Genomic DNA, 14,539 nt, shown 5'->3' with positions numbered 1-14,539 from the left:
CTACAAGAAGTTATGGTTCTAATTGAAGAACTGGTAAGAAAGATTCCGATGGCTGAAAAGCTGTTAGAGATCAAAGGAGTGGGAATCAGGACAGTGTCAGGGTTCCTTGCAGAAGTAGGTGATATCAGCCGCTTCAATAATCCGAAGGAACTGCAGAAGCTTGCAGGATTGGCATTGGTTGAAAATAGTTCGGGAAAGCACAAAGGCGAGACAACAATAAGCAGACGAGGTCGAAAGAGACTCAGATATCTGCTCTTTGAGGTTGCAATGTCACTTGTGTCGAAGAACCAGGAGTTCAGGGAACTCCATAATTATTACACAACCAGAAGGCTGAATCCGTTGAAAAAAATGCAGTCACTTATGGCGATTGCAGCCAAGTTGATACGTGTCTTTTATGCGATGCTGACTAAAGGTGTGGATTATGATCCGAAAAAAATGGTCAGTGACATCAAGAGACCGGCAGTTTATCTACAGGCTGCGTAAGAAAGACAAGTAACTATAGTGGAGGCTGTCATGTGGACAGCCACTGAATCAAGCAGAATGTAACAGATAACGTCCACTGCTCACAGTGCTGGTACAGGAAGCAAGTCAGTAATCAACAATACAAAGAATGAGCCAGTAGTCGGCAGAAATAGTCACCATGGGGCACATGACCCCGTTAAGGAGCATAGCTGACACCCTGGTTATGGGCAGGCAGGACGAAGGAAGTTAGGACCTCTGGAGACAGAGATGATCCTGGTGGATATAGGAGGTTAGCTGCCATAGAGGGATGGGTATACACAAGGCCAGTAAAGCGGAAATCAATGACGTTTTATTTCGTATACCTTTTAACCATTATTTCAGTACATGATACATTGAAATGCTCATAGCTTCGGCTTATTCACTGAGATATAAAGGTTGAAAAACCTTGAATTTTCAATAAAAAATACTTGATTATATGAGGAGGAGAGAAATGGACAATTTCGTAATTACAATTGCAAGACAGTACGGAAGCGGTGGACGTACCGTTGGTGAAATGCTTGCGAAGAAATTAGGGATTGGATATTACGACAAGGATATTATCCGCATGGCATCTGAGGACAGCGGAATTCACGAAACTCTTTTTGGAAGAGTAGATGAGTATTCCAGCGCAAAAAAACCGCTTTTCGGGAAGAATGGAATTTACAGCGGTGAGCTGATCTCGCCTCAGAGTAAGGACTTCACCTCTGATGAGAACCTGTTTAATTATCAGGCAAAGATCATCCGTGAACTGGCAGGGAAGGAGTCCTGCGTGATCATCGGAAGATGCTCCAACTATATTTTGAAGGATTATCCAAATGTGCTTCGTGTATTTATTCACGCTGATTGGAATTTCCGAATGGAAAAGGCTGCTGAGAAGCTGAGCATGAGCCAGAAAGAGATCGAAAAATTCCTTCAGAAGGATGACAAACGTAAGGATGAGTATTACCGCAGATTCACAGGTGAGGAATGGAAGGATGCCACTCAGTATGACCTGTGTCTGGATAGCAGCAAGCTTGGATATGAGAAATGCATCGAAGAAATTGAAAATCAGCTGAAGCTGCTGAAATAATAACAGGCTGTGTCACATAGCAGCATATGATGTGAAAACAAAAGGAAGAGCACTGGTGATTTTGAAAGAGATTGCCAGTGCTTTTTAATGTAACAGGAAATTCCGTTTGGATTTCCTGTTACATTAAAAGCCCTACCGGGCAGGATCGCACTGCGGCGGAAAGGTAGTTGTCGCTCGAGGCGACCCGCCGCAGGCGGAGAATCCTGCAAGCAGGATTCTTTTTTACATTTCATAAACATATATTATCAGGAAAGACAGATGTCAGGCGGCGGGATATGAAGGAAAAAAGACATCTGGTGATGTGGGTAGAATTTATCGCGTTGGCGGTGCTGCTGGCAAGGCTGGAAACTGTGAGAATCCGGGAGAATGCAAAAGAAGTGCAGGAATATGCCTGTGCCGGGCGGGAACAGGAAGGTGCGCAGAAGGGGAACGGAAAAAGAGAGGAAAAAACTGTCAGTGACAAAGTGATAGGGGCTAGGAATAGAAGGTCAGAAAAGAAGCTGGAAGATACTTTGGAAAAGAATGTGACGGAAAAGAAAAAAGCAGCTCTGACTTTTGATGACGGTCCTAACAGTAAATATACGCCGCTGCTTCTGAAAGGGCTGAAGGAGAGAGGGGTTCATGCTACTTTTTTTCTCATGGGGAAGAATATTGAGGGAAAAGAGGCCTTGGTGAAGCAAATACAGGAGGAAGGTCATCTGATCGGGAATCATACATACAATCATGTACAGCTGGATAAGATTTCAAAGGAGGCAGCAAAAGAAGAAATTGAGACAACCAACCAGAAAATCTTTGAAATCACAGGTGTGTACCCGGCATGGTTAAGACCGCCATATGGGGAGTGGCGAAAAAATCTGGATTTTTATGTGGAGATGTTTCCTGTACTCTGGGATGTGGATACTTTGGACTGGAAGAGTAAAAATGTAGATTCGATTATGAAAATTGTGCGGTCGGAAGTGTCAGACGGGGCAGTGATCCTGATGCATGATGCTTACCAAAGCTCAGTAGATGCAGCGCTTCAGATTGTGGATCTTCTGATGGCAGAAGAATATGAATTCGTGACTGTAGAGGAACTGATATTGCCGTAAAAGATCGTTAAAGATGTTCATTGGTAATGTGTTACTGTTCACTCCGTTCACAATAACGCGCTTCGCGATGCACAGAAATCATGCATTCGCATGATTTCGCGCCGCAATTCTCGGATTTTCTGTGAACTTTGTTCACAAAAAACGCCTCGCGGAACGTTACCAGTGAACAGTAATGTAATGTTCCGCGAACAGTTAAAAAATAGCTTTATAAACTTGCCTAAATGAGAAATATAGATTATAATTAGAACAAATGTACGGAAAATTACTTTTGAATTGGAGAGAAATACATGGATTTATTTGAATATGCGAAATCCAGGACAATGGAGAATGAATCCCCACTTGCCTCACGTCTTCGCCCTACGAAACTGGAGGAAGTAGTGGGACAGCAGCAAATTGTGGGAAAAGATAAATTACTTTACAGAGCCATCAAGGCAGATAAGCTGACTTCCGTTATTTTTTACGGTCCTCCAGGAACCGGAAAGACCACCTTGGCTAAAGTCATCGCCAATACTACTAGCGCAGACTTTACCCAGATCAATGCCACCGTAGCAGGCAAGAAAGATATGGAAGAAGTGGTAAAACAGGCTCAGAATGCCCTTGGAATGTATGGGCGAAAGACGATTTTATTTATTGATGAGATTCATCGCTTTAATAAAGGACAGCAGGATTATCTTTTGCCTTTTGTGGAGGACGGAACCATCATCCTTATTGGAGCCACCACAGAGAATCCCTATTTTGAGGTAAACGGTGCTCTCCTTTCACGTTCTATTGTATTTGAGTTGAAGGCGCTGGAGATTCCGGAGATTAAAGAACTGCTCCTGCGGGCAGTGAACGATAAGGAAAAGGGCATGGGAAGCTATAATGCGGTTCTGGATGAAGATGCCCTGGAGTTTCTGGCAGATATGGCAGGAGGAGATGCCAGAAGCGCTCTGAATGCCATAGAGCTTGGCATTCTTACTACGCCAAGAGCTTCAGACGGCAAGATCCATATTACTCTGGATGTGGCTTCTGAGTGTATCCAGAAGCGTGTGGTGCGCTATGATAAAGATGGAGATAACCATTATGATATTATTTCTGCATTTATCAAGAGTATGCGCGGTTCCGATCCGGATGCTGCAGTTTATTATCTGGCGAAGATGCTGTATGCAGGTGAAGATGTGAAATTTATTGCAAGACGTATGATGATCCTTGCTTCTGAAGATATTGGAAATGCAGATCCCCAGGCCCTGGTAGTGGCAACCGCAGCAGCCCAGGCAGTTGAGCGGGTGGGAATGCCGGAATCCCAGATCATTCTTTCCCAGGCTGCCGCATATATGGCATGTGCACCTAAGAGTAATGCAGCGGTGAATGCTATTTTTGCAGCAATGGACAGTGTGAAGCGTACCAGGACGACTGTTCCGGCTCATCTTCAGGATGCCCATTATGGAGGGCATGAGAAGCTGGGACATGGAATGGGCTATAAGTATGCCCACGATTATCCAAATCATTATGTAAAGCAGCAGTATCTGCCAGATGAGATCCAGGGAGAGAAATTCTATGAGCTGTCAGATATGGGATATGAGAAGAAACTGAAGGAACACATGAAGTTTATAAAAGAGCATGCAGATTGAAGGAATGATTTTTCAAACACGCGTTGGAATAAATATTGAGTAATTATCAGCAAGTGCTATTTTGCCAAGCGTGCAGCTGTGAAGGTACTGAATAATTACAAAATCTGAAATAAAAAGTGGAGGAGCTTTATAAAAGCCCCTCCATTATTTTTGCATAAATTTCTTCATATTTCTTGGGCCACTGCCTGCACATGGCCTTTGCAGCGGAAAGAGATGGCGCTGCAAGAGAAAGATCGATCACAGAAGCACCCTTCTGCAAAAGCTGAAGGTGAACCACATATTCTCCCTGATTATTAATGTAATAATCGGCTTGAGCTTTCACCTGATTCTTTGTGGAGGCACCTCTGGCTGCAAGGTACTGGAGCACTTCAGTACGGATGTCCTGGGAAATATCATTCTCGAAATAGGTGAGCGTGTTTTTTCCATCTTCAGTAAGATAATAGTAGGAAGTATTGGAAATGGTACGCTTCTCAATCAGCTCTGTTTCCTCAAGCTCGGAAAGGGCCTGTTGCAAATGGAAATAATTCGTGTACTCGTGGTCCAGAATAAATTCTGAAATTTCTGAATTAGTGATGGGGGACGAAGAATTCCGAAGCATATATAGGATGATCAGTTTGTAAACAGTAAATGGTGTAGCCATTTTCCAGCCTCCCTTCTGGTGAAATATTGCATTAGTTCTAAATTCGAGTGTGTTTGAAAAAGCTTTCTGCAAGATGTGTATTACACTTTGCGGGAGATTGCGGGAATAATATTTCAAACAGACTCTGGAGCGTGTTTGAAAAATCATTCCCGCAATCTGCACGCCCCACTTTGCGGGAGATTTTGCCCTCTTTCAGTCGGCGTAGCCCGCTACGCCTCCCTCAATCGGACAAAATCTCCCACAAATTGTGACGCACATCTTGCAGAAAGCCTTTTTCAAACACGCTCTAATGCTTTGCCCTGAAAACTCTGACGCTCTTTCAAACGGTGGTGGAGCAGATTCAGCACTTCTCTTTTTCTGCTGGCCCATAGAGGGGCGATCAGCAGATCTTTCGGCCCATCGCCGGTAACCCGGTGGATCACAATGGATGGATCCAGATGTTCCAGGCAGTCTGCTACAAGGTCAATATATTCGGCGCGTTCCAGCACTTTAAATTTCCCGGCAAGATAATCATATGCAAGGTCAGTGCCTTTCAGAACGTGGAGCAGCTGAAGCTTGATTCCCTGAATATCACGGGCATTTAAATAATCCATAGTAGCCAGCATATCTTCCCTGGATTCGCCGGGAAGCCCGAGAATGGTATGAACTACTACTTCCAGACCAGCTGTGCGGAGTCTCTTAAGGGAGTCTTCAAAGCAGGATAGAGGGTAACCTCGCCTGATATAAGCTGCGGTAGATTCATGAATGGTTTGAAGTCCCAGTTCTACCCAGACTGGTTTAACCATGTTTAGCCGGGAAAGAAGTTCTACTACATCGTCCTCCAGGCAATCCGGCCTTGTACCAATAGAAAGTGCCACAATCCCCGGATGGGAAATAGCTTCCTGAAAAATTTTTTCCAGATAAGGCACAGGAGCATAAGTATTGGTGTAAGCCTGAAAATAGGCGATGTATTTGTGAATAGGTCTTTTGGCGGAAAGCATGGCAATTTGGCTGTCTATCTGTTCATGGATAGAGAGGGCTGCACTGGCGGCAAAATCACCGCTGCCACCTTCGCTGCAGAAGATGCAGCCGCCGTGTCCTATTGTACCATCGCGGTTGGGACAGCTCATGCCGCCGTTTAAGGTGACTTTATAAACCTTTTCCCCGAAGCGCTCCTTTAGCATATAGTCAAGGGAGTGATAGGGCTTTCCATTCCAGCTGGTGATCATAAATTCTTATTGTCGGAATCAAGACTGTGGTCTACTACACTGTCAGGATTCGGCTCAGAGGTTTCTTCCGGAATATATTTGTCAAAAATTTTCACAAAGAAATGGGAATTGATGTATGCAATTCCGGAAAATCCAATGAGCACCAGCAGCAGGATGACCATGGACTGTACCTGGGCACTTGGAATAAAAAATACAAGAACCGGGGCTGCAGTGACAAGGATCATAAGTGCTGTATATGGAAGATGGCGGATGGACATCAAAAATGCGTTGGTAAAAGTATTCTTGATGGTATTGTAAAATTTCGCAAGAACAGGGTAGATGTACAGGAAGATCATCAGGTAAACGACCAGGATCATCATAAATAATACCATAAGAACCTTACCGATGGTGCCAGGTGTGCTGCGGCAGATGCTAATGTCAAAGTACAGCAAAAGGGCGGCCGCAAGCATGATCAGATTGATCACAATACCCTGTTTCAGATTCTGTTTAAAGGATTTAAAAAATCCGCGGACGATATAAGACTCTTCATTACGAACCATTTTCAAAGTGACGTAGAACATGGCGGCAATGGAAGGTCCAATGGTCACCACCGGAATGCAGCAGACAATGCAAAGCAGATTCAGAATGATAAGATCTGCCACCCTGCTCATGAAGGTGAAAAATTTGTTATCCATGTTGAAAAAACGATCCATTCAAAAATTCCTCTTTTCTATTTTGTATATAGCATTAATGAGCTTATCACATAGTATAACGAATCTGTGAAAAAAAAGCAATTTGAAAATAAAAAAGAACATAAAAACTATATAATCTTCACAAAAATATTTATAGAAAGTCCTTGCTTATCACACGTCAGAGTGTTAAAATAGTAATCATTGAAAAGAGAATAATAAACATTAAATATAGAAAAAGGAGTAGCGAAATGAGTAAAAATATCAGAACTGAGGCAGTTGACCATCTTTTTGAGGCCATACTTTGTCTGAAGGATAAGGAAGAGTGCTACACTTTCTTTGAGGATGTGTGTACCATTAACGAACTTCTTTCTTTATCTCAGAGATTTGAAGTGGCCAAAATGCTGATGGATAAGAGAACTTACCTTGACATTTCTGAGAAGACCGGTGCTTCCACAGCCACGATCAGCCGTGTAAACCGTTCTCTGAATTATGGCAATGACGGTTATGATATGGTATTTAAGAGAATGGAAGAGAAAAAAGAGCAGAACCGTTCTCTGGATCAGAAGGACGAATAAGCGTCAGAGGATCTGAATCCGAAATAGAATAGAATATACGAAAGAAAACCCGCGAAATTGTGCTATGAGATAATTTCGCGGGTTTTGTACTGTTATTTGTCTTTATTCTTCTTATGTTTGTCCCTGGGCTCAGATGGGGAAATGTCATCGATCATTTTCTCAATGATCATCTTCTTAATGTAGACATCAAAGCTCATGAGACAGATAAAACTGAATCGCTTCAGAAATTCCTGATCTTCCTCATCTGCATCCTGGAAAGTGGCGCTGGAGAAACGGTAATCCTTCAGAAGATTCTTGATCAACTGGTCAATCTTGCGGTTCTCCATTCCAAAAACTTCATTATATACATAGGTCATGTCCTTGCCTGGCTCACCTTTAAAGTATTTCGCTGTGATGGGACCGAGAAGCTTCTGGATGTCTGTGATGGACAGAATATTCTTAAAATAATAAATGAAGATCAGCATGAGCAGATGATCTTTGGAATAGCGCTTCTTCTCAGGGGAAGGGAGCAGGTTATTCTTGGCGTAGTTATTGATCATGGTCTTTGTCAGGATCTTGTCATCATCGTGACGCTTTGTGGACGCAAGCTGATCCTCCATAAACGTGGTGACCTGATCCATGTACAGGTCGATGTTTGGAAGATCTTCTGGTTTTATATAATCCATTCCGGAAATGTGCTCCAGAATGCTCTTTAATATGGATTTATCATCAGCTGTCATTTTTATCACCTCTGCTCCTTATTATATAGTTTTTAAAACTACTTGTAAACTGTTTTTTTCAGATCTTGTGAAAAACAGAAAAAAACCAGAACTTTGTTTACAAAAAACACCTCGCGGAATGTTACTGGTAAACAGTAAAAACCCGAATCTATGTTTGGATTTTCTGCACGTTCGGGGTTGTGGGAGATAAGGATTTCATGTATAATGAAATTTAACTATTTGAAAAATCATTCCCGCAATCTGCATGCCCCATTTGACGGTATATTTCGTCCGAATTCAGTTGTCGCAGTCCGCTGTGACGCCCTCATCAGGGCGGAAGCTCCTACAAATTGTGGCGCACATCCTGCAGAAAGCTTTTTTCAAACATGCGTTAGCGAAAAAAGGAGAACATAAATGAGCATATATGATACATTAAATCCCCCTCAGCGCGAGGCGGTAGCACAGACAGAGGGACCAGTCCTGATCCTGGCGGGAGCTGGTTCCGGCAAGACAAGAGTGCTGACACACAGGATTGCCTATCTGATGGATGAAAAGGGAGTAAATCCGTGGAACATTCTGGCTATTACTTTTACCAATAAGGCTGCTCAGGAGATGAGAGAGCGTGTGGATAAGCTGGTGGGCTTTGGTTCTGAGAGTATCTGGGTGTCTACTTTCCACTCAGCCTGCGTAAGAATCCTTCGGAGACATATTGATAATCTGGGATATGACACGAATTTTACAATCTATGATACAGATGACCAGAAGTCTCTTATGAAAGATGTGTGCAGGAAGATGAACATTGACACCAAGATTTATAAAGAGCGTTCCCTTCTTGCCCAGATTTCCCATGCCAAGGACGAGCTGCTTACACCAGATGATATGGAGATGAAAGCTGCCGGAGATTACAATATGAAGAAAGTGGCTTCTGTTTACCGTGAATACCAGGCTGCTCTTCGCAAGAATAATGCACTGGACTTTGATGATCTGATCGTAAAGACGGTGGAGCTTTTTGAAAAATGCGGTGCAGTGCTGGAGTACTATCAGGAGCGGTTTAAATACATTATGGTGGATGAGTATCAGGATACCAATACTGCACAGTTTAAGTTTATCAGTCTTCTGGCCCAGCGGTATCAGAATCTTTGTGTGGTAGGTGATGATGACCAGTCCATTTATAAATTCCGTGGGGCTAATATTGGAAATATTCTTGGATTTGAGCATGTTTTTCCAGATGCCAGGGTAATCCGTCTGGAGCAGAACTACCGCTCTACAAGGAATATCCTGAATGCAGCGAACCAGGTGATCGCGAATAATACTGAGCGTAAGGCAAAAACCCTGTGGACAGAGAACGAAGAAGGCAGCAAGGTGCATTTTCGCCAGTTTTTGAATGCCTATGAGGAAGCAGAGTATGTGGCAGGGGAAATCGGTAAGTTAAAAAGAAACGGTCTTGGGAACTACCGTGATTGTGCCATTCTTTATCGTACCAATGCCCAGTCCCGTATTTTTGAGGAGAAATTTATTGCAGCCAATATTCCATATAAACTGGTAGGAGGCGTTAACTTCTATGCGCGTAAGGAAATCAAGGATCTTCTCTGTTATCTGAAAACGATTAATAATGCCAGAGATGATCTTGCTGTGCAGCGAATCATCAATGTGCCGAAGCGTGGAATCGGTGCAACGACACTTGGACGTGTTCAGGATTATGCGGACAATATGGGAATCAGTCTGTATGAGGCATTGCGCGTGGCTGAAGAGGTTCCTTCTATTGGAAGAAGCTTGTCAAAGATCGATGGCTTTGTAACTTTTATACAGATGCTGAAGAGCAAGGCAGATGTGCTGACTGTGGAGGAAATCCTGCAGGAGGTAATTGATTCCACAGGTTATGTGGCAGAGCTGGAAGCTGAGGATACAGAAGAATCGAGAGCAAGAATTGAGAATATTGATGAGTTGATTTCCAAGACTGTGGCTTATCAGGAGGCTATGGAGGAGCAGAATCAGCCGGCTACGCTTTCTGGCTTTCTGGAAGAGGTGGCTCTGGTAGCAGATATTGATACTGTAGATCCGGATCAGGATTATGTGCTCCTTATGACTTTACATAGTGCCAAGGGTCTGGAGTTTCCGAAGGTGTTTATGGTAGGAATGGAAGACGGCATTTTCCCTAGTCATATGACCATCAGCTATGGCGATGACGGGGAGATGGAAGAAGAGAGAAGACTTTGTTACGTGGGAATTACCCGTGCAATGAAAGACCTTACTTTGACTTGCGCCCAGCAGAGGATGATCCGTGGAGAGACTCAGTATAACAGGGTTTCCAGGTTTGTGAGAGAGATTCCAAGAGAACTGGTAGATCTGGGACACACTATTCAGGAGAAGAAGCCGAAAGTGGAGGAACTAATCCCAACACCGGCGAAATACTCCAAGATGAAAGAAATTCTCCAGGGCAGAAATTACAAGCCAAGAGAATTTAAAGTAACAAAAGCCAATTCGCTGGATTATGAGGTGGGAGATACGGTTCGCCATATTAAATTTGGCGTTGGAATTGTGAAAGAAATCGTGGAAGGCGGTCGTGATTATGAGGTTACAGTGGAGTTTGATAAGGTTGGTGTGAAGAAGATGTTCGCAAGCTTTGCCAAGCTGAAGAAAATTTGATTGGAAATTGGGTTTGGAAAAATTTAAAATTAATATATTAACTATGGTAAAATAATTGCAAAAGTGGTATAATAAATAAACCTAATGAGTACTTTGAAAGAGAGGATGGTATCACATGAACATTAAAATGGATAAGCTCGAGGAATTATTATCATTACTTAAGAAAAAAGAAGATGAGAAGCAGAAGAATACAGTCCTCTGGGTACTGGCTATCATTGGCGCTGTAGCTGCTGTTGCAGGAATTGCATTTGCAGTATATCGCTTCTTTGCACCGGATTATCTTGAAGACTTCGAGGAAGACTTTGATGATGATTATGACGATTATTTCGAGGATGAGGAGAAATAAGTAAGACGTTTAGCGGATATCTACGGTCGTCCACAATTTTTGGAATACAAATCTGGTTTGGATGTGGATAATTTCGGGGATTTTTAATAAGTGAGTGAATATTAAATGAAAAGGTATACGGGCATATAGCAGTTATGCTCCCCCGTATACCTTATTTTTGATTTAAGGTAATTGTTCTGTATCTTCATAGTAATACGCTTCGCGATGCATAGAAATCATGCATTCGCATGATTTCGCGCCGCAAGGTGTTTTTCTGTGAACTTTGTTCACAAAAAAACACCTCGCGGAACGTTACCAGTGAACAGTAATCTATTGGCGACAGCATTATATATAAAAGACAGCTGCGGAATAGTTACGATCTATATACAATTATTTTATGGAGGATTTATGAAAAAAGGAGAGATTTACGAAGGAATTATCGAGAAAGTTGATTTCCCCAACAAGGGATATGTGAACATAGATGGAGAAAAAGTAATTGTAAAAAATGGAATTCCAGGTCAGAAGGTTCGCTTTATGATCAATAAGAAGCGCTCGGGTAGGGCTGAAGGCAGGCTTTTGGAGGTTCTGGAGAATTCTCCCATTGAGGTAAGAGAGCCTGTATGTAAGATTTTTCCAGCATGTGGTGGCTGCATGTACCAGACAATGTCCTACGAAGAACAGTTAAAAATGAAGGAAACTCAGGTGAAAGGACTTCTCCAGGAGGCAGTAGGTATTGGTACAGACCTTCACTGGGAAGGAATCCACGGAAGTCCTATTGAATTTGGTTACCGTAATAAGATGGAATTTTCCTTTGGAGATGAATATAAAGATGGTCCTCTTTCTCTTGGTTTGCACAAGAAAGGCAGCACTTACGACGTACTGACAGCTTCTGACTGCAAGCTGGTGCATCCGGATATGACGGCGATCCTTTCCAGTGTGCTGGACTTTTTTACAGAGCTTGGGGCTGTGCATTATAAGAAAATGCAGCATACTGGTTATCTGCGCCACTTGCTTCTGCGCCGCGGTGTGACCTCTGGTGAAATTCTGGTACATGTGATCACCACAAGCCAGGCAGAGTACGACTATGCGCTGCTGGTATCAAGGCTTCTGGCTCTTCCGCTGGAGGGAAAAATCGTGGGAATTATGCACATTATCAATGATTCTCTGTCTGATGTGGTGCAGAGCGATGAAACCAGATTACTTTATGGACAGGATTACTTCTATGAAACGTTGCTGGGTCTGCGGTTTAAGATTAGTACATTTTCCTTCTTCCAGCCAAACTCACTGGCAGCCGAAGTATTGTACTCCATTGTGCGTGATTACATTGGTGACACCAAGGATAAAGAAGTATTTGACCTCTACAGCGGTACTGGAACTATTGCCCAGCTTCTTGCTTCTGTTGCGAAAGAGGTTATCGGCGTGGAAATTGTTGAGGAAGCTGTGGAAGCTGCAAAAGTAAATGCCGCCTTAAATGGTCTCACCAATTGCCGTTTCATCGCAGGTGACGTCCTGAAAGTCCTGGACGATCTTACTGAAAAACCAGATATGATCATTCTGGATCCCCCTCGCGATGGAATCCACCCCAAAGCGCTGCCGAAGATCCTGGCATATGGAGTAGAGAACATCGTCTATATCTCCTGCAAACCAACAAGTCTTGCAAGAGATTTACCAGCATTTCTGGCAGCTGGTTATGAGGTTCAGCGCAGCTGCAGCGTGGATCAGTTTTGTGAGACGGTGCACGTTGAGACGGTAGTATTGATGTCAAGAAAAGATAAATAAGTGCCAGAAAGCGGCGTATTTCCGGGCTTTTTGCGAGGTGAGCATCATCAGAGGAGCCTTGCGAAAAGCTCGGTTTTCTTATATGGAAACATATCTACTGCAAAATGTGTGTCAGGTTGTAACCTCGGATTAGATGTCGCGATTTGAGACAGTGGATTAGATGTCAGGGATTTCGGGCTGATTTTTGAAAAACGGAAAAGGATGACAACCAATCTGGCAACTCGACCATTTGGGGTAGTTGCAGGCAGTGGATTAGATGTGAAGGAAAAATTCGGTAAATCGGTATTTATTCAATTCAACAAAGCGTTGATACTCTCATCAACGCTTTGTATGTTCTAAATAACTTCTTTTTGATATGCTGTGGTCAAAGGATAGAAAAGGAGAGTCGTTTTATGGATCAGAAAAAAATAGGTGCATTTATTGCACAGTGTAGAAAAGAAAAAAAACTCACACAAATGCAGCTTGCTGAATTATTAGATATTACTAATCAGGCTGTTTCCAAATGGGAAAATGGAAAAGGGATGCCAGATGTATCGCTTTTACAGCCTTTGTGCACTGCTTTAGGAATTAGTTTGAATGAGCTCTTTTCAGGAGAACGTATATCAGCGGAAGAATATAAAGGAAAGGCAGAAGAAAATATTTCTAATCTTTTTAAGGAAAAACAGCTCGCCAATCTTAAGCCTGTAAAATATTTATTCTACATATGTGCCAATGTTACCTTGCTTGTAGCAGTGGTTGAATTAGTTATTGGCCTTGTTGGGAGTTTTTATAGTTCGACTATTCTGAAAACCATGTTAATCAATGCTTCTGTATGGCTGGTATTGTTTTTTGTTTCAATGAGTAAGCTGGCATACGATAAGAAAAAATTGAAAAAAATGAAGTACTTGGGTGTTTGCATAGATACCGAAATCAAGGATATAATTCCGGCAGTATGGATTAGAGTTGGAAATTATACCAGTTGCAGAGTTGTCTGTGGATTTATGTATGAGGGCAAGGAATACAAAGCGGTAAGCAATTATTATGTTTTGACACCATTTCAGCGGAAGGAAGATTTGTATGCGAATGTTTATTTTGACAAGGATAAGCCTGCCCAATATAGTGTAGAGCTTTTTCAAGTAGGTCAGTAATTCCATCGAGAAATTCACGTTTGACGGAGTGATGGATATGAAAATCCGAGAAGTGAACGAAAATAAAAAGAAATTTATATCATTATTGTTATTAGCTGATGAACAAGAGAGCATGGTTGAGCGCTATCTTGAAAAAGGTACTATGTATGTGCTTGAAGACAATGATGAAAAAGCAGAATGTGTTGTTACCGATGAAGGTAATGGAATACTTGAAATCAAGAATATCGCAGTCGATCCGGAAAATCAGGGAAAGGGCTATGGCAAAGCACTAATTGATTTTCTTGCCAGTAAATATGCAGATGAATATTCTGTTTTGCAAGTTGGAACAGGTGACAGTCCATTGACGATACCATTTTACGAAAAATGTGGATTTGTTCGTTCTCACAAGATTCCCAATTTCTTTACTGACAATTATGACCACCCAATTTATGAGGGCGGTGTACAGTTGATAGATATGATATATTTGCAAAGATGTTTATAACTTCACGTTGAACAAAATCGCTGCGCGATGGCCTGCCAAGGCTATGGCGCAGTTTTTCTTTACACTTTAATAAAAAGCAGTGGAAACCAAGTCCTACAAGTAGTATTGTTAAGTCACCACA

At 42.4% G+C, this 14,539-nt stretch carries 14 protein-coding genes and 3 pseudogenes; 11 read left to right on the top strand and 6 right to left on the bottom strand.

Annotation, left to right across the window (positions count from 1 at the left end; all coding sequences use genetic code 11):
- From ABHC48_RS19760 to ABHC48_RS19745, 4 genes are all read left to right on the top strand, one after another.
- Positions 1 to 483 (top strand): transposase (locus ABHC48_RS19760; protein ID WP_347506006.1); only part of this gene is annotated, 483 nt, incomplete at its 5' end.
- A 469-nt stretch (positions 484 to 952) separates the two neighbouring features.
- Positions 953 to 1,570, top strand: coding sequence for a cytidylate kinase-like family protein (locus ABHC48_RS19755; protein WP_148461142.1), 618 nt, complete (start codon positions 953 to 955; stop codon positions 1,568 to 1,570).
- Between the two features lie 275 nt (positions 1,571 to 1,845).
- The gene (locus tag ABHC48_RS19750) at positions 1,846 to 2,658 is read left to right on the top strand and encodes a polysaccharide deacetylase family protein (RefSeq protein WP_243284572.1); all 813 of its coding nucleotides are present in this window, start codon (positions 1,846 to 1,848) and stop codon (positions 2,656 to 2,658) included.
- 287 nt (positions 2,659 to 2,945) lie between these two features.
- Entirely contained in the window at positions 2,946 to 4,268 is a 1,323-nt protein-coding gene (locus ABHC48_RS19745; protein WP_195700072.1) for a replication-associated recombination protein A, read from the top strand.
- A gap of 127 nt (positions 4,269 to 4,395) precedes the next feature.
- Here ABHC48_RS19745 and ABHC48_RS19740 read toward each other — a convergent pair whose 3' ends face one another.
- Together ABHC48_RS19740 and ABHC48_RS19735 are read right to left on the bottom strand one after the other, a co-directional pair.
- Entirely contained in the window at positions 4,396 to 4,908 is a 513-nt protein-coding gene (locus ABHC48_RS19740) for a DUF4364 family protein (RefSeq protein ID WP_148461144.1), read from the bottom strand.
- Positions 4,909 to 5,076: 168 nt separating this feature from the next.
- Positions 5,077 to 5,127 (bottom strand): annotated as a pseudogene (locus ABHC48_RS19735) (hypothetical protein); the annotation flags it as partial.
- Here ABHC48_RS19735 and ABHC48_RS19730 point away from each other — a divergent pair.
- A pseudogene (locus tag ABHC48_RS19730) lies at positions 5,104 to 5,211 on the top strand (DUF6783 domain-containing protein); the annotation flags it as partial. The pseudogenes ABHC48_RS19735 and ABHC48_RS19730 sit on opposite strands and share 24 nt — an antisense overlap.
- Here the strand turns inward: ABHC48_RS19730 and ABHC48_RS19725 are convergent.
- Entirely contained in the window at positions 5,184 to 6,116 is a 933-nt protein-coding gene (locus ABHC48_RS19725; protein ID WP_207749353.1) for a TIGR01212 family radical SAM protein, read from the bottom strand. The pseudogene ABHC48_RS19730 and the gene ABHC48_RS19725 sit on opposite strands and share 28 nt — an antisense overlap.
- On the bottom strand, positions 6,113 to 6,808 hold the full coding sequence (locus tag ABHC48_RS19720; RefSeq protein WP_118578213.1) for a YesL family protein: 696 nt from the start codon (positions 6,806 to 6,808) through the stop codon (positions 6,113 to 6,115). Before ABHC48_RS19720 ends, ABHC48_RS19725 begins: the two co-directional genes overlap by 4 nt.
- Positions 6,809 to 7,035: 227 nt before the next feature.
- Between ABHC48_RS19720 and ABHC48_RS19715 the strand changes: the two genes are divergently transcribed.
- Positions 7,036 to 7,362, top strand: coding sequence for a YerC/YecD family TrpR-related protein (locus ABHC48_RS19715; protein ID WP_118578214.1), 327 nt, complete (start codon positions 7,036 to 7,038; stop codon positions 7,360 to 7,362).
- A 92-nt stretch (positions 7,363 to 7,454) separates the two neighbouring features.
- Here the strand turns inward: ABHC48_RS19715 and ABHC48_RS19710 are convergent, their stop codons facing one another.
- Both ABHC48_RS19710 and ABHC48_RS19705 read right to left on the bottom strand, forming a co-directional pair.
- Positions 7,455 to 8,081, bottom strand: coding sequence for a DUF1836 domain-containing protein (locus tag ABHC48_RS19710; protein ID WP_118578215.1), 627 nt, complete (start codon positions 8,079 to 8,081; stop codon positions 7,455 to 7,457).
- 195 nt (positions 8,082 to 8,276) lie between these two features.
- Positions 8,277 to 8,444 (bottom strand): annotated as a pseudogene (locus ABHC48_RS19705) (DUF6783 domain-containing protein).
- 30 nt (positions 8,445 to 8,474) lie between these two features.
- Here ABHC48_RS19705 and pcrA point away from each other — a divergent pair.
- The 5 genes from pcrA to ABHC48_RS19680 all read left to right on the top strand — a co-directional run bounded on the left by pcrA (position 8,475) and on the right by ABHC48_RS19680 (position 14,418).
- Complete coding sequence (gene pcrA / locus ABHC48_RS19700) at positions 8,475 to 10,706, top strand: DNA helicase PcrA (protein WP_195700071.1); 2,232 nt, start codon at positions 8,475 to 8,477, stop codon at positions 10,704 to 10,706.
- Between the two features lie 115 nt (positions 10,707 to 10,821).
- Positions 10,822 to 11,052: a hypothetical protein gene (locus ABHC48_RS19695; RefSeq protein WP_173716615.1), complete on the top strand. Its 231-nt coding sequence runs from the start codon at positions 10,822 to 10,824 to the stop codon at positions 11,050 to 11,052.
- Between the two features lie 387 nt (positions 11,053 to 11,439).
- Positions 11,440 to 12,810: a 23S rRNA (uracil(1939)-C(5))-methyltransferase RlmD gene (rlmD, locus tag ABHC48_RS19690; protein ID WP_195700070.1), complete on the top strand. Its 1,371-nt coding sequence runs from the start codon at positions 11,440 to 11,442 to the stop codon at positions 12,808 to 12,810.
- 392 nt (positions 12,811 to 13,202) lie between these two features.
- Complete coding sequence (locus tag ABHC48_RS19685) at positions 13,203 to 13,937, top strand: helix-turn-helix transcriptional regulator (protein WP_195700069.1); 735 nt, start codon at positions 13,203 to 13,205, stop codon at positions 13,935 to 13,937.
- A gap of 37 nt (positions 13,938 to 13,974) precedes the next feature.
- Positions 13,975 to 14,418 carry a GNAT family N-acetyltransferase gene (locus ABHC48_RS19680; protein ID WP_195700068.1) on the top strand — a complete coding sequence of 148 codons (444 nt, stop codon included), beginning with the start codon at positions 13,975 to 13,977 and terminating at the stop codon, positions 14,416 to 14,418.
- Positions 14,419 to 14,539 lie beyond the last annotated feature (121 nt).

This window comes from Ruminococcus sp. 1001136sp1, assembly GCF_039841815.1.
In the GTDB taxonomy this organism is placed as follows: Bacteria; Bacillota; Clostridia; order Lachnospirales; family Lachnospiraceae; genus Blautia_A; species Blautia_A faecis.
The sequence above is the reverse complement of the archived record's forward strand: the minus strand, read 5'-3'. Positions and strand labels throughout refer to the sequence as shown.